Origin of the sequence: Enterococcus ureasiticus (genome assembly GCF_001730285.1) — a bacterium.
Taxonomy (GTDB): domain Bacteria; phylum Bacillota; class Bacilli; order Lactobacillales; family Enterococcaceae; genus Enterococcus_L; species Enterococcus_L ureasiticus.
In genome coordinates this window covers 354,574-375,637 of record NZ_MIJZ01000012.1, presented here as the reverse complement: position 1 = coordinate 375,637, position 21,064 = coordinate 354,574, and the positions used below count along the sequence as shown (strand labels likewise).

Below are 21,064 nucleotides of genomic sequence, written 5' to 3'. Positions count from 1 at the left end.
TACTCAATAAATAGAATAAGTTGTTATCGATTCATTAACATGTAATTTTGTATTTAAATAGTCTCAGAGAAAGGAATGAACTTTATGGCAAATTCAATTAATACAGGTGATACAGCATTTATGATTTTATGTACGGCAATGGTGAGTTTAATGACACCAGGATTAGCTTTTTTCTATGGAGGCTTGGCGCGTAAAAATAATATTTTGGTTATTATGGGACAATCATTTATTTCAGTTGGCGTAACAACGTTAATGTGGATTTTTGGCGGATTTGGACTTGCTTTTGGATCAGATTTTCACGGCATTATTGGAAATCCGGCCGATTTTTTCCTTATGAAAAATGTGGGCACATTAGCGAATCTTTTACATGGCGCAACGATTCCATTTTTGATGTTTTTTGCCTTCCAATTGATGTTCTGTGTTATTACAGTTCCTCTTATGACAGGAGCTTTTGCTGATCGATTGACTATGAAGGGCTATATTTTATTATTAATTGGCTGGAATTTATTGATTTATTTTCCTGTCTGCCATTGGGTTTGGGGTGGTGGATTCTTAAGTGATTTCAATTTCAAAGACTTTGCTGGGGGAACAGTTATTCATACGACAGCTGGATTTGGTTCTCTTGCAACCATTCTTTACTTAGGGCAAAGAAAGTTAACGGAAAAACAAAAAAATCAACACAATAATTTGATGGTTGCTGCAATTGGAACAGGCCTTTTATGGTTTGGCTGGTTTGGGTTTAATGCTGGTGGTGCATTACGTGCAGACGTTCAAGCAGCGAATGCATTTGTTTCGACCTTTGTTGCATTAGCTACCTCTTTAACTGTGTGGATTTTATTTGCAAAATTCAAAAAAGGTTACTATGATTTTGTTGATATATTGACAGGTTCCGTTGCAGGACTAGCAACGATCACACCTTGTGCGGGATATGTAACACCAGCACAAGCAATAGTAATTGGTGCTATTGCGGCAATTATTTGTACTCTTGCTGTTGATTTTCGTAAGAAAAAAGGATGGGATGATGCATTAGATGTTTGGGGTGTTCATGGTGTCGGAGGATTCACTGGAACTATTTTAATTGGCATCTTTGGAACCGGGGCTTCATTGGTAACATCCGTTGGCTTGAAGGCACTACTTGTTCAAATTTTAGGTGTCTGCTTTGTTGCCGCCTATGCGTTTATTGTAACCAGACTTATTTTGATTGTTGCATCAAAAATTACTAGAATAGAAACAACAAAAGAAGAACAAGAAAAAGGATTAGACGTAGAATTTTTTCACCAGTCTACTTATGATGAGTAAACTTCACATTATATGAGTAGTCAATATAAGGGTCGGAGCAAAGCGAACAAAGCTTACTCTCGACCCTTATATTTTTTACTGTTTAGTCTTGAATCATATTCTTTTTCTCAAAAAGTTGCTGTAATGTCCGATATAAATCAGCTAACTCTTCTTCATCATAAGATAAATCCCAGAAGTAAAGTGGTAATTCTGGATATTTTTTTCTAGGTAATAGAGAAGAACTGATCACTAAATCATATTGTTCATTTAAGTCTTCCTGATAAGGAGCAGAATCTACAAAGCCTAAATCATTTAAAAACTGATAGATCCTTCTAACTAAAAGAAAATTATGTTCAAAAGCAACGCCGATTTTTAAATGCTCAGAATGTTTTGGTTTATCATAAGCAGGGAGTAACACACTTTTGAACGTTTTGACCAGTGAGTTTTTGATCGTATAAATAAATTTATATTCTTTTTCCTTTGCTTTTTCATCAAAGAAGGCTTGAATCTTTGTTTCAAGAAGCTCGTCTGCTTTTTTCTTTTTACGTGGTAATTCCACCAATGTTTGAAGATTAGGGAAAGGTTGGCGCAAGACAAAAAAAGTAAAGGTAATATTAAGCAAATTCCCAATAATAATGGGTTTATTGAGAACTTCTGGCTCTTTTTTGAAGATATCAATCTTAGCATATTCCAGAAATTCCTGAACCAACTCATACACAGGATTTGGTCGTGTTGAGAAATCATGTAGTGTTTGAGACAGTGATGGATCATCATCTAGGGTATAAAAAGGAGCATAGTGAGCTAAGAAAAAGATAAAACTGCTTTCTCCTTTACTGTATTTAGGAGGTAATGCTTGAACAGGACCGAGCTCTTTATTCAGACGTTCAAAATCATAGTAAGGGTTATCCATCATCAAAAAGTCATACTTGTCATCATAACAAACATAAATTTTTTTGCGAGTACGACAAAGAAAAATCGCCGCAAAATAGGTCAATTCTTTAGAACCTAAATATGTTCTGGATAACGGAAAATATTCAGAAAATGCACTGGCAAGTCTTTCTGCATCTTCACGGGCAACAATTTTAAATGGCCAAACAGTTCCTCTTGTTCCTAACCACAAAGCATCGAAAAGTGCGACTCTGACAGCACGTTCATCACCAGTCAAGTTTGCTTCGGTATATGTAAATCGCAGATTATATTGTTTTACGTGTTTTTTCAAAGGCAGCATCTTTCTAGAGACTGTCGAACGACTCACGTAGTAACGTTGACAAAAATCATCTATGTTAGGAGAATCATGGTTTAAAAAATAAAGAATAAATTGAAATGGAACCGATTTTTTTAATAGAAAATATCGGTATTCATCAATTGTTACAAGCAATTTAGTACTGTCGATTTTTCCTGCTTTTTGCAAAATCGATTGGTGAGTATAGATTACTTTAGCTAAATCATGATTGATTTCATTTATGATAATAAATGCCTGCTGATAATTCAAAGATAGTTCTTCAGATAATTGAGTAATAGAAATATCTGATTGACTGATTTGTGTAATTCGTTTGAATACTTTAAATTTTGTAAGCATTCCCGAATCCATCATCAATTCCTCATATAGCATGCTAATCACTTCCTTGCCCCTATTCTACTGTACTTTATGGTCAATTGTCAGCTAAGACGATAATTGCAGGATATTTAGTTATTTATTTTAGTCAAAAAGATTAAAATTATATCAGAAAGAACAAAAGATAAAATAGAGATGAACATTATTTCTCTTTTTGGCCAAAAAAAGTATCTGTATGAAAGATAAGATTGTGTACGAATTAAGTCAAAAAAGAGATAAGATAAAACCCAATGAGCTCTATCTTATCTCCGTTATCAGTTAAGAATTGTTTCTTTTTTTAGTTTGACCCAAATCAAACCAATCATAAAACCAAGGACTGAGGGAACGACCCACCCCATACCAATTGCAAATAAAGGCAAGTAATTCTCAGCGGTTTTTAAAAGGGTTGTAACAAGTGCATTTGATTTGATAAAATCAGGCGCACTATTCAAAGCGTCAAGTAATGCAGCAAATAGTGTCACATATGTCGTCATGCGATAGACTTCCTTACGATGGTGAAAAAGCGGGCTGATGATCACTAAAATCATCAATGTCATTGCTAATGGATAAAGAAACATCAATACAGGGACTGAAAATTGAATAATATTCGTTAACCCAACATTGGCAAACAGACAGGGTAAAATACTAGCTGCTGCAATGTAAAATGCATAAGAACCTTTTGGAAATAGCTCGCTGAACGTTTCAGAACAAGCTGTAATTAATCCAATTGCTGTTTTCAAACATGCGAGAATCACAATAAACGCAAGCAAAATACTACCTAAATTGCCCAAATAATGGTTAGCAATCTGGGCTAAAGCAATCCCACCATTCTCACTAAGAGGGAATTTGCCTAAACTCATCGTTCCCATATAGGATAACAATGTATAGATGATTCCCATCAAGACAATACTGATTGCACCAGATTTTATTGTATCTTTAGCAATATCATTTGGTTTTTCTACACCCATACCTCTAATCGTCGAAACAATGATGATTCCGAAAGCCAGAGAAGCTAATGCATCTAATGTATTATATCCTTCAGTAAAGCCCTTGAAAAAAGGATTTGTTGCATAAGTTTCAGTGACAGGCGCAGAAGATATAGATCCTAACGGAGTCAGGAAAGCAAATAAAATCAAAATCGCTAATAAAAATAGAAATAATGGATTTAAAAATTTGCCAACATAACCTAATAACTTAGTTGGTTTACGTGAAAAGGCCCAGGCAACTAAAAAGAACAGCGCTGAAAAGATTGCTAAAATCAATTTATGCTGATCACTTGGAATAAAAGGCGCTAACCCAATTTCAAATGATGTCGTTGCTAAACGCGGTAATGCAAAGAACGGACCGATCGTCAGATATAATAATACAGTAAAAGCAACGGCATAGCGTCGGTTGACCCGAGTCGCTAAATCAAAAACCCCATTACTTTTGGAAATACCGATAGCAATCACACCTAAGAACGGTAAGCCGATTCCTGTAATCAAAAAGCCCAGATTAGCTAGAAAAATGCTAGCGCCAGCCTCTTGTCCCATATGAACAGGAAAAATCAGATTTCCCGCTCCGAAAAATAAGCCAAATAGCATGGAACCTACATAAAGGTAATCACGCCACGATAATTTCTTTGTCACATTTCAACACTCCTTAAACTTTGTCCTTACTAAAAGTACCAGAATAAGAAGAGCACAGCAAGTTAATTTTCAGAAAAAGCTTGAGGTTTTCTGAGAACATTAAAGAACGCTGAGACTAATCGACAAAATAGGCAAATTGATAATCATCACAGAATGTTCCGTTGATAAAAAATTCATCTTTAAATAAAGCCTCTTGGATAAACCCATTTTTACGGTAAAACTGAATTGCTTTAGTATTTGGTCCCATGACACGCAAAGAAATTTTATGAATCCCTTCTTTAGCTGCGGCATCTTTTAAATAATCCAGTAATTGTCGACCAATACCCAATGACTGACTATCTGGATGAACACCGATACCAAACATCCATTGTTTTTTATGAGAAAGCAGAGGTGTTGGATGATGAACATCAACAAATCCATGAACGTTGTCCCCATCAGCAGCGACAAAAATGATTCGTCCATCTGTTTTTTCTTTGTATTCATCAACAGACTCATAATAATGAAGTACTGGAGAATTTTCATTTGACCAAATCGTATTTTCTATCTCGAGTAATGCTGGAAAATCACTTTCTTTAATTGGTCGAACCATTATATTTTTTTTCATTCTATACCTTCTTTTGTAGTATTTATTTCAGAGAAACGTTCTTCTAGTTTTTGTTTATGTGAGGTTAAAATATCTTCAAAACGAATATCGTATTTGTCGGCCAAAATAAAAATATTATCTAAAACATCGCCGAGCTCTTCGGTTAAATCCTGAACTAGACTTTCTGTTGTTTTTTCTTCTTCATCTGGACGATCACGACCAATTTCTATAGCACGTACAGCACGAGCAACTTCTCCAGTTTCCTCAGATAAAAAGCCTACACGAATAAACGAATTGAGTTCGTACCATCCTCTTTTTTTGTAAAATTCACTGATCCATTCTTGGTAGTGTTGAAGTTTCACATAAATCCCTCCAGTCTATTTTACTATGGTAGCATAGAGAATCGGAAAAGTGAAAACACCCAAGTAAATGTTTTTTTAAAATAACAGTCGTTTTGTATGGAAGGTTTATAAAAATATTATTTAATTGTGGAAAAAAATTTCTCTTTCTTGGATAAAATACTGTTTAGATGTTTATTTATAAGGGTTTGTATAATTTTTGTATAATTTCCCCTTGCGTTTACTTTTATATATCAAGATGCTATTATGAGTTGGAAAAATAACTAATTAGGAGCGTTTTATGAAAAAACAAACAAAAGTCGTTTTGGTGAGTGGTTTAATTTTATTAGGGGTTCTAATGAATAGTGGTCAAGTTTTAGCGTATGAAGCAGGTGATGTTGATCCAATTCAAAATAATCAGCAAATCTTGGATAAAGTGGACAATGGTGATATAGAATTAAAAGGTTGGATAGGAACGTTTGATCCAACAGAAGCACCAGATCCAGAACAGCCAACACCTAGTGATACAGATGCTTCATGGGTCAATGTGATGATGCCTGTTACTGTTTTATTTGGATCATTAGAATCAGATAAAGGATCTGTTTATGGACCAACATATGAAATTAAAAATAATTCTGTTAAAGGTGTTAAAGTCTCAGCACAAAATGTGACAGCTGTTGCTAATGCGATTGATTCAGGGCTTGATTTGAATATGGTAGCAGATAACGGCGCAGTGACTATTCCTTTGGTCAAAACGGATGGCTCACTTTTAGATACTGCAACAGAAGTTAAAGCCTTGACTACAGGGGGAAGTGTTGATTTCACTTTACAAGGACAATTTTCAGGTGTTTATCCGACTGTTGAAACGGGCCCGCTTACACCGAAATACAACTTATCTTTAAAGTTTGACGTACAATAATTCAACTAAGAATTAAACTTCTTTATCCAGTTTAATCGAATGAAGAGGTTGAAAATAAGAAGTGAAGCATACATATCAACTTTCTTCATTCGTAAAACTTTTTAAGTGAGGTAACAATGATCATGAAAAATAAACAATACATATTTTTGGTGTTTCTCCTTACGTTCCAATCACTAGGACAAATTAGTCCAGTATTTGCTGAAACAATTGCAAGTGAAGAAGAAAATTTGAGTGAACTGGAGAACGACCAACAAAAAAATGAACTTCAAGATAACTTACATATAATAGAACTTCCCAAAGTCAATACAGATTCTCCAAATCAACCAGCAAGTGACTATTCCGAAACAGAAGCTCTCGATAAGTTAGAACCACCCAAAAATGAGAATCAGCTGGAACCCGTTGCACTAGCTGAAGAAATAGTTATTGAGGGATACACTTATGTAAAAGTGAGCACGCGCCAAGCATTTCTAGAAGCAGCCAAATTGAAGAAAAATATTGTATTGACTGCAGATGTAGAATTGCTATCAGGTGATCAAGCTGAAATAATTGCTGGTTTTCGCTTACTGGGGCGTGTCAATAAAGCAGATAAAAAAAATAAGCTGACGTTAAATACTTTTGCTGAAACAGAACAGCACAGGGGGCTTTATGCATTAGATGCAACATTTGGGTATGGTGATGTTTTTGTGTCAGATATTGTTATTGATAACAAAGACAATGGCGGGATTATTTCATTTGAAGAAAAGATTATAGGTACACAATATTTTGATGCTGTGGAGTATACGTCTAATGGTGGTCAAGCCTTTGTTGCTAAAAACGGAATAATCGTTATCAACGATTCTAGTTTCACTCAAACAAGCACTCTAGAACGCTACAATAAAGCATTTGCGGAAACATCTCATTTATTCTTATCTGGAAAAACAACCATCAATCACGATGGTTTCTCCAATGATGTTCGAGTAGGTCCTTTTTTATCTATACAACAAAGCTCAATAAGTTCTGGAAGGGTTGAGATTTTAGAAAATGCTGTCGTTTCAATTGAAACCAAAAAGTCGTTTGTTTCAGGGACTGGCTATGAAAACTTTACATTAGATGTTGGGGAGAACGCGACATTCACATTGAAAGTTTCTGGTGATTTAATTGAGTCACCAACTTCTAAGAGACCGTTACATTATATATTTGGGGAAGGATCTTCTGTTACTCTAATGGATGAAAGTAAAAAAAATAAAAAAACAGGGATGGATTTGACAAGATTCATTCCGTTAAGAGGTACGACTGGTGAATTTGTGATCAGTGCAGGGATGGATTTGGTGGTCGATTCGAATAATCGTTATAGTATATTTGAACAAGAATCGCTAGAAGATGCTATTCCAATTGTGATTCCTGCAACCACCAAAAGAGTGATTCTTCAAAATGGACGTTCTGACAGTAATCCTGCTACTACAGGGAAAATTTTCAATTTAATCGGCAATGGACAAGGAAATCTGTTTGTGAACAGCAGCCGAATTGATTTATACCGTAAAGGAAATTTATCTGTTGCAACAGGCGCATTTATTAATGTGACGGCCGCAATCAATCACGATGGACGGGAAAAAGGAAATACTCAGATTATTTCCTCTACAAATAGTAACTTTGCTGATACTTACGCTGCAATTTATGATGACGAGACAGCCAAAGTTAGATTTGCTGCAGAAGTGATTGTTCCGCTAACCGTTGAAGAACTAAAAGATACAGCAACGAAAATTACAGGAACCTCTCACCCAGATGCTACAGTAAATATGAAGGGATTCTTCATAGATGGCACTCCTTTTGAACAAGCTATAAAAGTTGCTAAAAATGGTACGTTTACCTATGAATTACCTCAAGCACTTCAAGTAGGCTCAACGGTAAAATTTTCAGCTTCTGTTGGAGGAGAAGGCGCCGTAACTCAAATTGATAAACAGGTTATTGATACGTTACCGCCCACCGCTAAACCAATACTACAAGGCATTTCGATCAATGAAATCGCTGAATTAGATGTCTCCAAATTACTAAAAGATATTCATGACAACAGTGAAATACCTCCAACTGTTGAAGTGATCAATCCATTAGAAGCAAAGGTTGGACGACAAGAAGTGATGGTTAAATTGACAGACTCAAGTAATAATACTAGTGAAATCATGGTTCCGATTTTTGTGTATGATGACCATAGTCAAGTGGTTTTAACCTCAGAAACAACAGGATTTTTACTTTGGGGATTAGATATAGACGTTTATCCAGAAGATGTGACAGGTGATATATCGGATTATTTAAATCAACGAATTGAAAGAAAGATTTGGTCCGAAAAAGAAGAACTATCAAACGATGACTTTAAAGTTCAATCAACAGATTTAGAGGAAATCCCTTTACCGGGAAAGTATCAAGCTAGTTTTGCATACAAGGAACAAATTCTGATCATAAAAATTAATGTGCTGGATAAAAAGGAAAAAATCAACGTTATGATTCCAAAAAAAGTTTTGTTTGGCACTAACGATCTACTAGCCAATCAAATTATTTCTCCCCAATATGAAGTGAAAAACAACAGTTCCGCTCCGATTACATTACGTGTTTTAGGGCTGACAGAAGAAGCCGTTTCAGATTTTGAACTCGTCGATTTATTTGATAAAGATAAACAGAAACAACAAGCAAGTATGAGTATTAAAACCGAAGATGCAGAAGTCCATTTAAATACAGCAATGGATGAACAAGTTTTAGGTCAACTCTCCGGAGAAAGCAGTAAAACCTTCACTCTTCAAGGGTCATATTTTGGCACATACGAAAAATTGTTACAACCACAGTATAAAATTAAACTAGGATTTCAGGTGAATGATGAAAACTAAAAGACAACGAATGTATTTAGATCCAAAAAAATACACAACAAAGCAAGAGTTGATCACAGCTATAAAAAAAGTGGACCCAAAAATTGAGGATATAAAAGAATTTGACTTTGAGGTAGCGACCAATCATATCCCATTGCTCATAGAAGTTAAGAAAAAAGATAGCGAGCAATTCCAGGGCATTTCAATACAAAAACATTCTTTTAAAAAATGGTTATATCTGACTTTATTAATCGTCTTGATTTGTACTTTAGGAGGTTACTTATGGCACATAAAAAATCAAGAAGAACTAGTTCAGACAAGCATAATCCCAAGCGAACTTGCGCCGGATATCAAGGATGCAAAAAAAATCGATAAAAATGAACTAATCAAAAAAATGCAATCGGCTGTAGATGATGGTTATTTTAATCTGCAGATGGATACTGAACTGATTTTCAATTCAGCAAAAGAAAATGGAAAAATCCAGATAATCAATCCAGAACAAAACAAAAGTATCATTGCAGTAGAAGTTTTTTTACAAGAGGAAAATGATTTGATCTATGAATCTGGCAGTATCTACCCAGGTCAATATATCAATAAAGGAAAGCTAACGAAGGATTTAGCCCAAGGGGAATATCAAGCATATGCTAAGGCGAAGATCTATGATCAAAAGACAAAAAAGGAACAAACAACCTCGATTGTTAATTTAACTGTTCAAGTAAAAAACTAAGAACCTAAAAAATGATAAAATAAGATCTGAACAAAATGCTAGATGTGTTGTTTAGGTCTTTTTCTGCAGAACTAAGAAGTGCCAAAAATAAAATAGTAGAAGTGGCGCAAAATGATTATATTTGTAGTATCATAATCAAGTGTAAGGAACAGTTAGAAAAAATGGAGGGGATAGAACAAATGACTACATTTTATTTTGTTAGACATGGTAAGACTGAACTGAATTTAAGTTTACGATTCCAAGGCGGAGATATCGATTCACCCTTATTGCCAATCGGAATTGAACAAGCGATTCAAGCAGGACGCTATCTAAGTGATATTTCGTTCGATGTAGTAGCTGTCAGCACTCAAAAAAGAGCAATGGACACCGCAAATTACATTCTTAAAGAAAATAATTTTTTAGATGGACTAACACTTCAGTACCATGACAATTTAAGGGAAATCAAATTCGGTAAACGTGAAGGTGTCGAAATTGATCATACAGATGAACAAACAGATCATTTGCGAACGCGACCAGACTTATATGATCCTACAGCTTTTATGGGAGAAACGATTGATTCTTTAGTGACACGTTCAACCCAGACCATAGAAAAACTCAGTGAAGAATATCCAGATGGGAAGGTGTTGATCGTCGCTCACGGCGTTTTACTGATTACACTGATCAATTCACTAGTAGGAAAAGAAAAAGCAAAATGGCGTGAAGGCGGACCGCTTGCGAATACAAGTATCACGATTTTAGAAAAAGAAAATAATCAAAAGAACTATACGATAAAATCATTTAACGATAGTTCATATCAAACGAAAAATGAAGAGGCATAAAAAATTTAACTAGCGTAAGTGGGGATTTCATGAAGAAAATGGCAGTTTATTGTGGTGCCAGTTTAGGAAACAAGGAAATTTATAAAGAGCAAACAAAAGAATTAGGACAATGGATGAGTCAGAACGATTACGATCTTGTTTATGGCGGAGGGAACGTTGGCTTAATGGGTATTTTAGCGGACACGGTCATTGAAAATGGTGGGAAGGCAATCGGAGTTATGCCAACTTTTTTATTAGAGCGAGAGTTGGCGCATCAAAATATTACTGAGATGCATATTGTGAGTGATATGCATGAACGCAAACGTAAGATGATCGATTTAGCAGACTGTTATTTAGCGTTACCTGGTGGTCCTGGAACATTAGAAGAAATATCGGAAGTCGTTTCCTGGGGACGTGTAGGGGAACATCAAAATCCATGTATCTTTTTTAATGTTGATGGATATTATGATTTACTAGCTGATTTCTTTGATAAAATGGTTTTAGATGGATTCTTAACAAAGGAAGATCGGTCCAAAATTTTCTTTTCGGATTCGTTGGATGAAATCCAACAATTTATTGATGCATTCATACCACCAGCGGTTAGACAATATAAATAAGCAAAAACTCGTTTGAATATGTACCATTCAAACGAGTTTTTTGCTTAGGATTTAGATAAGATACGGTGTAAAAATTCTTTCGTTCGAACTTCTTTTGGATGAACGAAAATATCTTCCGCTGTTCCTTCTTCCGCGATCACACCTTTATCCATAAAAATCACACGATCAGAAACTTCTTTCGCAAATTCCATTTCATGGGTTACGACGATCATCGTTAACCCTGTATGAGCTAAATCCTTCATTGTTTTCAATACTTCGCCGACCATTTCAGGATCAAGTGCTGAAGTGGGTTCATCGAAAAGCATCACATCAGGATTCATCGATAATGCTCGAGCTATTGCGACACGTTGTTTTTGCCCGCCAGAAAGTTGAGAAGGTTTTGCATCTACAAAACGCTCCATACCAACTTTTACAAGATTCTCTAGAGCAACTTTTTTAGCTTCTTCTTTATCTCGTTTTAAGACGGTAATTTGTCCAGATGTACAATTTTCTAAAACATTCATATTATTAAACAGGTTGAACGATTGGAATACCATACCTAAGTGCGTTCGATATTTTGGTAAGTTATAGCCACGTTCTAAGACATTTTCACCATTATAGATGATTTTGCCACCTGTAGGTTTCTCTAATAAGTTTATGCAACGTAAAAGGGTTGACTTACCCGAACCAGAAGAGCCGATGATCGTCACGACTTCTCCTTTATTTACTGCCACATTGATATCTTTTAACACTTCATTTTCACCAAAGCTTTTTCTTAGATGCTCGACTTCAATAATTTGGTTCATCATGCTCTCCTCTTAGCTTTCTTTTAGATTTTCTGCTTCATCTAGTTTTACATAGGCAGAAGGTCCATCCATTTTCTTCTCAACGACACGTAATACACGAGTGATTGCATAGGTCATGATCAAGTACATGATCCCAACGATCGTAAATGTTTGGAAGAATTGGAAGTTTGCGCCAGATGCAGAATTCCCTTGGAAGAATAAGTCAGCTACTCCAATAACACTCAAAACAGCTGTATCTTTAATATTGATGACAAATTCATTCCCTGTAGCGGGTAAAATATTACGCAATACTTGAGGAACGACAACTTTGCGCATCGTTTGGCCATGTGTCATCCCAATTGCTTGTGCTGCTTCAAATTGCCCTTGATCAACAGCGAAGATTCCACCACGGACGATTTCAGACATATAAGCACCAGTATTGATAGAAACGATAAACAAGGCTGCGACTGTTCGATCCAGAGAAATCCCGAAGGCTAAGGCTAAACCATAGAAGATAACCATTGCTTGTACCATCATTGGTGTACCACGGAACACTTCAATATAAATAGAAAGCAAGGCATTGCCTAATTTTTGGAAGAAACGTTTCACTTTATTTTCAGATTCTGGAACCGTGCGAACAACGCCGATCAATAAACCTAAAGCCGTTCCGACAAAGGTTCCTATCAAGGCGATAAATAAGGTTAAACCTGCACCACGTAAGAACATACCACCATATTGATCCCAGATGTTTTTAAAATCAGCTAAAACACCCGTTTTTTCGCTATCACTTGTTTCAGCCGCAGGTTGATCTTTGACAGCTTGATCCATGATTTTTGTCCGTTCATCTGAGGAAATACCAGATAGGATCTGATTGACTTTAGCGATTTCAGGATCAGCTTTACGCATACCCACTGCGATTTGAACATCTTCTGCATTTGTTTGGAAACCATTTTCTTTAGAGAACTCAAGCATTTCTAAGTCTTTATTAACACTTGTCGCCGTTACGCCTTCTGGACGTTCACTGACATAGCCATCGATCATACCAGAAGCAAGTGCCGTTCTCATCGCGGAGAAATTATCCATCGCTTGTTGTTTGCTAACGCCAGGAATTTGATCGATTACACTATAATGGAAAGTATTTAACTGCGCAGTGATTTTGGCACCTGATAAATCTTTCAAATTTTTCGCATCTGCAAACTTGCCTTTTTTCTGAACGACAACGACTAATTGTGATTCATAATAAGGATCAGTAAAGTCGATTTCTTTACGACGTTCAGCAGTTGGGCTCATCCCAGCAATGATCGCATCGATTTTTCCAGATTGTAAGGCAGGGGCTAAACCGTCCCATTTTGTTTGCACGATAACGAGTTTTTTATCCAGTCCATCCGCAATTTTTTTCGCGATTTGGACATCATAACCTCCTGCATAGGAAGAATTTCCTTGAATAGGTACAGCGCCATTTGCGTCTGTTTTTTGTGACCAGTTAAACGGGGCGTAGCCTGCCTCCATCCCAACACGGAATTCACCGTTTGTATTTGTTTCTGCTTGGCTAAATATTGGCGCACAGAACACGCTTAAAATGATTGCGAAGAATAAGCCAAGTGAAAATGATTTCTTGTTCATGTTTTTCTTCCTTTCTTTTAACTCTTGAATTTTTTCTACTATAATTTAGTTTAAAGAGTTTTGAAGAATGTGTCTAACATATTCTTCTTTACGCAAAAAACAACCATACAAAAATGCATGGTTGCCTACTATCGTCAGGTACTCTCAACAAAAACATAGCGCAACTTAGCATCACTACTAAGACAGTCCGTAAGTTGTTCGCTTACGTCCCAACACATAACAGGGAGGCTGTTATGCATTTCGGCGATTTTTCCTAGACTTGCTTCGACGTGTCCTCTCACTCCGCAAGCTTAATAAAAAACGCAACCTCTACCTCAATTTGAGGTACTATTTAATTATCAGATTCAAGTTCATAGTGTACGATAATTACCTTGAAAAGTCAATATTTGGCTTAGGTAGATTGAGTATTTTCTAATCTACGTGATAACGAGAAAAGGCAGGCATTCTTTTTCAAGTACTTGGATATTGTTGAAAAAGAAACAAAAAGTCATTATACTAGAATAAATGATTCAACGGTGAAAGGGAGAGCGGTCATGAATAAAAAACAACAGACAACGTTGGAATTGAGAAAGCTATTTAACAAACTATCTTGGTTAAATAAACAAAAGATGGAAGCAGCGCTTAAAGAATACAAACCTTCTGAAGTTCATTGTATCGAATCAATCGGTAAAACTGTAGATCCCAATGTGACTAAACTTGCGGACTCTTTGTATATGACAAGAGGCGCTATCAGTAAAATTACGAAGAAACTTCTAAAAAAAGACTTAATCGCAAGCTACCAAAAACCAGAGAACAAAAAAGAAATCTATTTTCGGCTTACGGAGCAAGGGCAGCGGATTTTTAATATCCATGAAACCCTTCATAAAGAGTTTCGAGAACGTGATCAAGTGGTCTTTGAAGATGTTACGGAAAAGCAATTTGATGACATGCTTCGTTTCGTAGAAAAATATAGTGAGCATTTAGATGAAGAAATGAGGAAACAAGGCATAGATATCAAGTCAGAATAAAATATTTCTATTCAGCAAGCCAATTCTTTAAGAGTTGGTTTGTTTTTTTTGTTGACAAAGAAACAAAACGGAAGTAAGATGTATATGTTTCCAAGGAAACTAAAAATGATCAAGGAGAACTATCTATGTCTAAATTTAAATCACAAAATAAAATAAAGAGGGAGCCAACCAAAGATAAACATGCGTTAGTCTTTGGACTGATCTCTGTATTTCTAATCGGAATAGGATTTAGTATCATCACACCTGTCATCCCGTTTTTAGTCCAACCGTATATCGTTAATCCAAATAATCAAGCAATTGTTGTTACCCTTTTAATTTCAGTGTATGCTGTCTGCATGTTTTTTTCAGCCCCAATTCTTGGCGCTTTAAGCGATAGGTTCGGGCGACGTCCGTTGCTATTATTCAGTCTTTTAGGAGCTGCAATGGGCTTCTTAGTTTTTGGAATCGGCGGTTCTTTATGGGTGTTATTTGCTGGACGAATCATTGAAGGGATCACAGGAGGAAGTATTAGTACCATTTTTGCTTACTTTGCCGATATCACCCCAAGAGAACAACGAACGAAATACTTTGGCTGGGTCAGTGCAGTCACAGGCGTGGGTTCGGTTATGGGACCTGCATTAGGTGGTGTGTTAGCGGCAAAATTTGGATATGCTGCGCCCTTGTATTTTGGTGCGGTGATCACATTGCTGAATGTTGTTTATGGCTACTTTTTTATGCCGGAAAGTCTAGATAAGAATAATCGTCTAAAAGAAATTACTCTCTCAAGATTAAATCCGTTTCTTCAACTATTCCATGTATTATCTATGAAAAATTTAAATCGTCTGCTTATCTCCGCATTCTTACTTTGGATTCCGAGCGGTTCGCTACAGGCTATTTTGTCACAATTTACAATCGATACATTTAATTGGAAACCTGCTCTGATCGGTCTGGTCTTTTCGATTATGGGGATTCAGGATATTCTTTCGCAAGGCTTTATTATGCCGCGGCTCTTACTGAAACTGAGTGATAAACAGATTGTTATTTTAGGTATGAGTTCAGAGATTATAGGGTATGGCCTGATTGGGGCATCTGCAGTATTTTCTTTCTATCCATTTTTCATTGTTGGGATGTTTATCTTTGGTTTTGGTGATTCGATTTTTGGCCCAGCTTTCAATGGAATGGTCTCAAAATCAGCTGATTCGAGTGAACAAGGCCGTGTTCAAGGCGGGAGCCAATCGATTCAATCGTTAGCAAGAATCATCGGACCAATTATTGGTGGGCAACTTTATGTAATACTAGGATCGGCTGCACCTGCTTTTATGGGAATGATTTTGCTTGCAGCTGCAATTGCTGTTTTGGTTAAGGGAAGGGCAGCAGCTTAGATCAAAAGCATTAACCGAGTACAATTTTCCTATGTAGAAGAAAGAGAAAACAATCATACATCGCCTTCTTTCAAGAGTAAATAGACAAATTGAATTATACTCGTTCAGGCTATGCATTTGGTAAGAAATTACGTACTTTTCCTGTTGATTGTAGCGCTAAAATAAGGTATAACTATATGTATAGGAACGTTAATTATCCTATGAAGTTTAAAACAAATAGTTGCTTACCTAGTGTTAGCATAAATGGTAGAATTATGATGAAACGGTATGAAAGAATCGATAAGCAACTATTTGAAATCAGCAGACTCTGCAAAATCTGCTATTTTTTGCTTAAAAACCCATCTTCCGCCAGACGGATTTTTAAGAGTACTGATGTACTGAGAATAAATCGTTACATTGCACCACCCAATCAAGTAAACTTAAGAAATTTTTTATTTATCTGTTACCGACCATTTTTATACGCATTGACTCGGCTGTCTTTTTAGATTGAATGGGGAAAGTATGGTAGTAATCAAATCCAGTAACACCAGCTCGCAAGCACCCAATGCGAAAGAACGTATTGAAAAAGGATAAAAAAGGTGCTTACTATTTATAAAAAGAGCGAAAAAATACAGCATTAGCTACCAACTAATACTGTGCAAAAGTTCAACAAATAACCACCAACTGCTCTAAAATAACAAAATCTGTAAAAAGTACTAGTATTTCTTACAAAAATTGAGTAAAATGAAAGAGTTGATATGAAAATATCGACTTGGGCAACTTATATTATTAGTTTGTGCTGATAATATAGGGCTCTGTAATTGGGTTACCGCCCATTTACAGAGTGCCTTTTTATTTTGTTTTCGCTCTAATTACTTGATTTCAACACAAAAAAATGATATTAGTCAGCTACTAATACCATGAAGCGTTCGCTAAATAACCATTAACTAATCTTATTGAGGAAAATGAACAATAAGAGTAATCAATATCCTATATTGACGAGGCAACTTGTATTATTAGTTTGTGCTGATAATACAGGGCTCTGTTTTGAAGATTACCGTCTTCTGACAGGGCGCCTTTTTTTATTTTATGTTGTAAGGTAATCTTAACTTAAAGACGCGATGACAGTCAAGAGAGAATTTGCAAGTTATCAAAATTGGCCGAAAAATAGGACAATTTTGACAAAATACAAAATATTCTCATATTTTTCTTGCTAATCAGAAAATTTAGCAAAATTGAAAAAAATCCGTATGGTAACATTAATATGTCTTTAAGAATTGATTATAAAATTTTTTAGACACCATTAAAGGAGTGAATGGAATGAAAGGAATTAATAGCGATAGCGCTGTAGCTGGCGAGTTGGCGTCAGGGATTTTTACAGCGATGTCTGGGTTAAGCAGTGGCGGGCTGATAGTCAGTGATGGACAATCAACCATTGCTGGAAACGAGACCGCACAACAAGCGATCGAAGAGATGCGTGCGATGATCATGACAATCAATGCGGCAATTGCCACAGATGCCAATAATCTAAAAAGTGTTGCCGCAGAATTTGAAGCAGTTGACGCAACCATTAGCAAACTGATGAGTGCACCATGGTAAATAATGTGGAGAACGAAATGAACAAATGGGATGAGCTTTCATTAAAAGAGCGACAAATTGAAAACCAATTAGATGAAACAGCCCAAACAAAACGGATTGTGCAACGAATGGAAGAAACCTATCAAGAACTTTTTTATGAAGGGAATCAACTTATTCAACGCTTTGAAACATTTGTAGGCGACGCAGAAGGAAATTATTTAGCAGAAGAATTACATTGGCAAACCAAACAAAAACAACAAGCGATTTTCTATCAATTAGAAGATGAAAAAGAACGATTACACAAAGAAAGTCGTCAGTTAGAAGATGAGAAAGATCACTTATATTATGAAAAAAAGAAAGTATTAATCGAAATGGAGGACGAAGATGAGCGTTGATATGTATCTAGGCCCTTCAAAAACACAAGGCAGTACGACGACTACCGTTTGTGACAACTATGGAAATGGTCTTAACAGCTTACAAGATGCTGTGGGCAATTTTACAGCGGATCAAGTATTAAGAAGTTTAGCGTATGATTCAGCGAAAGGCTATTTCAAAGAAGCCTATGTTCCACTAATCCAAGGGGCAATCCTTGTTGTCGAAGCAACTGCAAAAGCCGTAGCAAAGCTGCCATCTGACTATGTTTCAGAAGTTGACAGTTGTGATTTGAAATCATCAGAACTAGAAAGAGAAATCCAACGCTACGAAACTCAGATACAAGGCATGCAAAATCAAATCAATCAAGTTAAACAATTACTACCAGTCTCAAGTGAGCGAGCGCAACATCTCCGAGAAGCCAACGGACTGATTAGTGATTACACCAGCGCCAAAGCAAAATTAGAAAAACAATTACAAAAACTCTTGGCATTTCACGCATTTTCCACTATGATTTTTACAGAGGTCACAAGTTTAAAAAGTGCAGTGAATCAAGGATTGGCACAAGTCAGTGGGGGAAAAGGATTTAACGCCAATAAAGGCACCTTTTCAAATGCCAATTTAAATGACCGTTCTTGGATGGATACAATCGGTAAAAAGTGGCAAGATCGAGAGAAAGAACGACTTAAAGATCAAATGCCGAATATGGATGGCTTAGAATATAAGCAAATTGATTTTAACGGCGGAAAAGTCTGGTGCTGGGTCAAAAAAGGTCGAACGACAGCTGATCCAGAAGATATCGAGAAATCATTTCTATTTAATGACTGGGTTGCTCGGATGCTGGAAAAGTATGGTCCAGATTACTTCAAGACAGACAGAGAAAAAGGTGTGACAGATCTTTTAGTAGAACAGAATTTACGACTGTTTGAAGAAGTGAGAACAGGAATCGATAGTAAGACAGGGAAAAAATTAACACCAGCAGAAAGACTTGCAAGAGGAGCGTCGTTAGTCAATAGTTTAGCAGCGTTAGGTGTTGGAGCTAAGCAGATTACGAATGTGGGTAAAGGAAAAGCGGGACAAACGCCGAAAAAACCACCGATCGTGGGTAGTGGGCGAAAAGTTCCAGCTATTGGAAAACCTAAAAAAACGATCAGTGCGCCAGGTAAGAAGATTCAGAGTGTGAAGGGGAAACCATCGAAGGTGAAGGCTCCTGTGAAAGGGACTGGAAAAATATATAATGCAAATGGAAATCCTGATTTAAGAGCATTAAGAAGACCACAATTTGATGAAGTATTGAAAAATGGATTTCCTGATGGAACAAAACTAAACCAACATGCATACAATTCTCTTTTCAAGTCTGGTAGAAAAGATATCATGATTGATGACATTATTGATGCTTTAAATAGTAAACCAATTTCAGCTAAACCAGGAAGTGTTGAATATATTAATCCAAAAACAAATACTTCTGTTTTTGTTAATCCTACAACTAAAGAAATAGTGGGAATTTGGCCAGCAAGTTTTAAAAAATAGAGGAGGGTACATTGTTGAAGATAAAAAATAAATTAGATGAAGTCGTAGCTAGTGAAAATATTTATGAGGAATCTGTTGAAAACTTTGATATTTTAACGGAGAGAATGAATGATGATTTCATTCCATATCGTGTTGAACAAAATGTAATGATGTGGCTGGATGAAGAAGGCGTGCTTGGAGAAATTGAGTGTATATTTCCCGTACAATTAGATGAAGAAATTTCTTTAGTAAAGAGCAAAAATACTTTAGTTCAAAATGGCTTCCCTCTGATAGACACAGAAAAATCTGTAGAAGTTCCAGTGGTGCGGGTTTTTAAAAACAAAGAATATTTTATTTTATATTTTTCTGAATTAGAATTGTATGATAAAAGTATTATTTCTAAAAATCTTTCTTTCTATATAAATAATAACGAGTTGATAGCGATAAAAGCTGAAATTTCATAATTAAACAAAAAAAGGCGCTTTATCACGAGACTGATAATAAAGTGATAAAGCATTGATACACTCACTAATCAGGTTATCAATAGCTAACAAAAGCGAGTCGTATTTATTGTGAAAAAATTCCAGAGATTTTTCTAGACATTTCAAAGGTTTATTTGTTGAATAATCAGATGAAATTTAGATTATTGAAACGGTACAGTAAAAAAATACTGATACCGTTTTTTAGGGCATCAAAAAAATTAAGAAAAAATCAAATGCCGAATATGGATGGCTTAGAGTACAGGCAAATTGATTTTAAGGGCGGAAAAGTCTGGTGTTGGGTCAAAAAAGGTCGAACGACAGCTGATCCAGAAGATATCGAGAAATCATTTCTATTTAATGACTGGGTTGCTCGAATGCTGGAAAAGTATGGTCCAGATTACTTCAAGACAGACAGAGAAAAAGGTGTGACAGATCTTTTAGTAGAACAGAATTTACGACTGTTTGAAGAAGTGAGAACAGGAATCGATAGTAAGACAGGGAAAAAATTAACACCAGCAGAAAGACTTGCAAGAGGAGCGTCGTTAGTCAATAGTTTAGCAGCGTTAGGTGTTGGAGCTAAGCAGATTACGAATGTGGGTAAAGGAAAAGCGGGGCAAACGCCGAAAAAACCACCGATCGTGGGTAGTGGGCGAAAAGTTCCTGCTATTGGAAAACCTAAAAAAACGATCAGTGCGCCAGGTAAGAAGATTCAGAGTGTGAAGGAGAAACCATCGAAGGTGAAGGCTCCTGTTAATGGAGAAAAACAAAAAATAAATATCAAAGATTTTGAAATTAAAAATAAACATTTGAATGGTTCAACTGCTAAACGTGCTAGAAAATTTAATGTTTCAACAGCTGAAGAAGCTAATAAAATAGTTGAAGATGCATTAAAGAACGGGAAAATAGTAGAAACCATACCTAATGGAGTAGGAAGTCAAGGTCAAAATTCTTTTTCTAGAATCATTGATACTGGAAAAATTGTTGGAACAAAAGGTGAAACGTATATAAAAATCGTTTATGATGAATTGAGTAACGTTTGGACTACGTATCCTGTTCCAAAACCTTGATAGGGGG

19 protein-coding genes and 1 riboswitch are annotated in these 21,064 nt (G+C 36.0%); of the genes, 13 read left to right on the top strand and 6 right to left on the bottom strand.

Features of this window, described 5'->3' with window-relative positions; translation table 11 throughout:
* Positions 1–84 precede the first annotated feature (84 nt).
* A complete protein-coding gene (locus tag BCR21_RS07705) occupies positions 85–1,299 on the top strand; it encodes an ammonium transporter (RefSeq protein WP_139125631.1) in 1,215 nt (404 codons plus the stop codon).
* Positions 1,300–1,381: 82 nt separating this feature from the next.
* On the opposite strand, the gene BCR21_RS07700 is transcribed toward BCR21_RS07705, so the two are convergent.
* The 4 genes from BCR21_RS07700 to BCR21_RS07685 all read right to left on the bottom strand — a co-directional run bounded on the left by BCR21_RS07700 (position 1,382) and on the right by BCR21_RS07685 (position 5,445).
* On the bottom strand, positions 1,382–2,890 hold the full coding sequence (locus BCR21_RS07700) for a helix-turn-helix domain-containing protein (RefSeq protein ID WP_069645904.1): 1,509 nt from the start codon (positions 2,888–2,890) through the stop codon (positions 1,382–1,384).
* A gap of 257 nt (positions 2,891–3,147) precedes the next feature.
* Positions 3,148–4,500 (bottom strand): branched-chain amino acid transport system II carrier protein, encoded by a 1,353-nt coding sequence (gene brnQ, locus BCR21_RS07695; protein ID WP_069645903.1) that lies wholly within the window; start codon positions 4,498–4,500, stop codon positions 3,148–3,150.
* A 115-nt stretch (positions 4,501–4,615) separates the two neighbouring features.
* The gene (locus tag BCR21_RS07690; protein WP_069645902.1) at positions 4,616–5,104 is read right to left on the bottom strand and encodes a GNAT family N-acetyltransferase; all 489 of its coding nucleotides are present in this window, start codon (positions 5,102–5,104) and stop codon (positions 4,616–4,618) included.
* The gene (locus BCR21_RS07685) at positions 5,101–5,445 is read right to left on the bottom strand and encodes a MazG nucleotide pyrophosphohydrolase domain-containing protein (protein WP_069645901.1); all 345 of its coding nucleotides are present in this window, start codon (positions 5,443–5,445) and stop codon (positions 5,101–5,103) included. The genes BCR21_RS07690 and BCR21_RS07685 overlap by 4 nt, the downstream gene beginning before the upstream one ends.
* Before the next feature lie 277 nt (positions 5,446–5,722).
* Here BCR21_RS07685 and BCR21_RS07680 point away from each other — a divergent pair, with 277 nt between their 5' ends.
* The 5 genes from BCR21_RS07680 to BCR21_RS07660 all read left to right on the top strand — a co-directional run bounded on the left by BCR21_RS07680 (position 5,723) and on the right by BCR21_RS07660 (position 11,315).
* Entirely contained in the window at positions 5,723–6,340 is a 618-nt protein-coding gene (locus BCR21_RS07680) for a hypothetical protein (protein WP_069645900.1), read from the top strand.
* 122 nt (positions 6,341–6,462) lie between these two features.
* Positions 6,463–9,195 (top strand): hypothetical protein, encoded by a 2,733-nt coding sequence (locus BCR21_RS07675; RefSeq protein ID WP_139125630.1) that lies wholly within the window; start codon positions 6,463–6,465, stop codon positions 9,193–9,195.
* The gene (locus BCR21_RS07670) at positions 9,182–9,901 is read left to right on the top strand and encodes a hypothetical protein (protein WP_069645898.1); all 720 of its coding nucleotides are present in this window, start codon (positions 9,182–9,184) and stop codon (positions 9,899–9,901) included. Before BCR21_RS07675 ends, BCR21_RS07670 begins: the two co-directional genes overlap by 14 nt.
* Positions 9,902–10,080: 179 nt before the next feature.
* Positions 10,081–10,719: a histidine phosphatase family protein gene (locus tag BCR21_RS07665; protein WP_069645897.1), complete on the top strand. Its 639-nt coding sequence runs from the start codon at positions 10,081–10,083 to the stop codon at positions 10,717–10,719.
* A gap of 29 nt (positions 10,720–10,748) precedes the next feature.
* On the top strand, positions 10,749–11,315 hold the full coding sequence (locus BCR21_RS07660) for an LOG family protein (protein ID WP_069645896.1): 567 nt from the start codon (positions 10,749–10,751) through the stop codon (positions 11,313–11,315).
* 44 nt (positions 11,316–11,359) lie between these two features.
* On the opposite strand, the gene BCR21_RS07655 is transcribed toward BCR21_RS07660, so the two are convergent.
* Positions 11,360–12,103 (bottom strand): amino acid ABC transporter ATP-binding protein, encoded by a 744-nt coding sequence (locus tag BCR21_RS07655; protein ID WP_205684835.1) that lies wholly within the window; start codon positions 12,101–12,103, stop codon positions 11,360–11,362.
* 9 nt (positions 12,104–12,112) lie between these two features.
* On the bottom strand, positions 12,113–13,702 hold the full coding sequence (locus BCR21_RS07650; protein WP_069645894.1) for an ABC transporter permease subunit: 1,590 nt from the start codon (positions 13,700–13,702) through the stop codon (positions 12,113–12,115).
* 148 nt (positions 13,703–13,850) lie between these two features.
* Positions 13,851–14,022: riboswitch (Lysine riboswitch) on the bottom strand.
* Between the two features lie 213 nt (positions 14,023–14,235).
* On the opposite strand from BCR21_RS07650, the gene BCR21_RS07645 reads away from it, so the two are divergent.
* The 7 genes from BCR21_RS07645 to BCR21_RS07615 all read left to right on the top strand — a co-directional run bounded on the left by BCR21_RS07645 (position 14,236) and on the right by BCR21_RS07615 (position 21,057).
* The gene (locus BCR21_RS07645) at positions 14,236–14,709 is read left to right on the top strand and encodes a MarR family winged helix-turn-helix transcriptional regulator (RefSeq protein ID WP_069645893.1); all 474 of its coding nucleotides are present in this window, start codon (positions 14,236–14,238) and stop codon (positions 14,707–14,709) included.
* A 125-nt stretch (positions 14,710–14,834) separates the two neighbouring features.
* Complete coding sequence (locus BCR21_RS07640; RefSeq protein ID WP_069645892.1) at positions 14,835–16,070, top strand: MFS transporter; 1,236 nt, start codon at positions 14,835–14,837, stop codon at positions 16,068–16,070.
* Between the two features lie 1,299 nt (positions 16,071–17,369).
* A complete protein-coding gene (locus BCR21_RS07635) occupies positions 17,370–17,648 on the top strand; it encodes a TIGR04197 family type VII secretion effector (protein WP_069645891.1) in 279 nt (92 codons plus the stop codon).
* A gap of 17 nt (positions 17,649–17,665) precedes the next feature.
* Positions 17,666–18,022: a DUF3958 family protein gene (locus BCR21_RS07630; protein ID WP_069645890.1), complete on the top strand. Its 357-nt coding sequence runs from the start codon at positions 17,666–17,668 to the stop codon at positions 18,020–18,022.
* Positions 18,012–19,529 (top strand): hypothetical protein, encoded by a 1,518-nt coding sequence (locus BCR21_RS07625; RefSeq protein ID WP_069645889.1) that lies wholly within the window; start codon positions 18,012–18,014, stop codon positions 19,527–19,529. The genes BCR21_RS07630 and BCR21_RS07625 overlap by 11 nt, the downstream gene beginning before the upstream one ends.
* 14 nt (positions 19,530–19,543) lie before the next feature.
* Positions 19,544–19,972: a hypothetical protein gene (locus BCR21_RS07620; RefSeq protein WP_069645888.1), complete on the top strand. Its 429-nt coding sequence runs from the start codon at positions 19,544–19,546 to the stop codon at positions 19,970–19,972.
* A gap of 251 nt (positions 19,973–20,223) precedes the next feature.
* Positions 20,224–21,057: a hypothetical protein gene (locus BCR21_RS07615; protein ID WP_069645887.1), complete on the top strand. Its 834-nt coding sequence runs from the start codon at positions 20,224–20,226 to the stop codon at positions 21,055–21,057.
* The last annotated feature ends 7 nt before the right edge of the window (positions 21,058–21,064 follow it).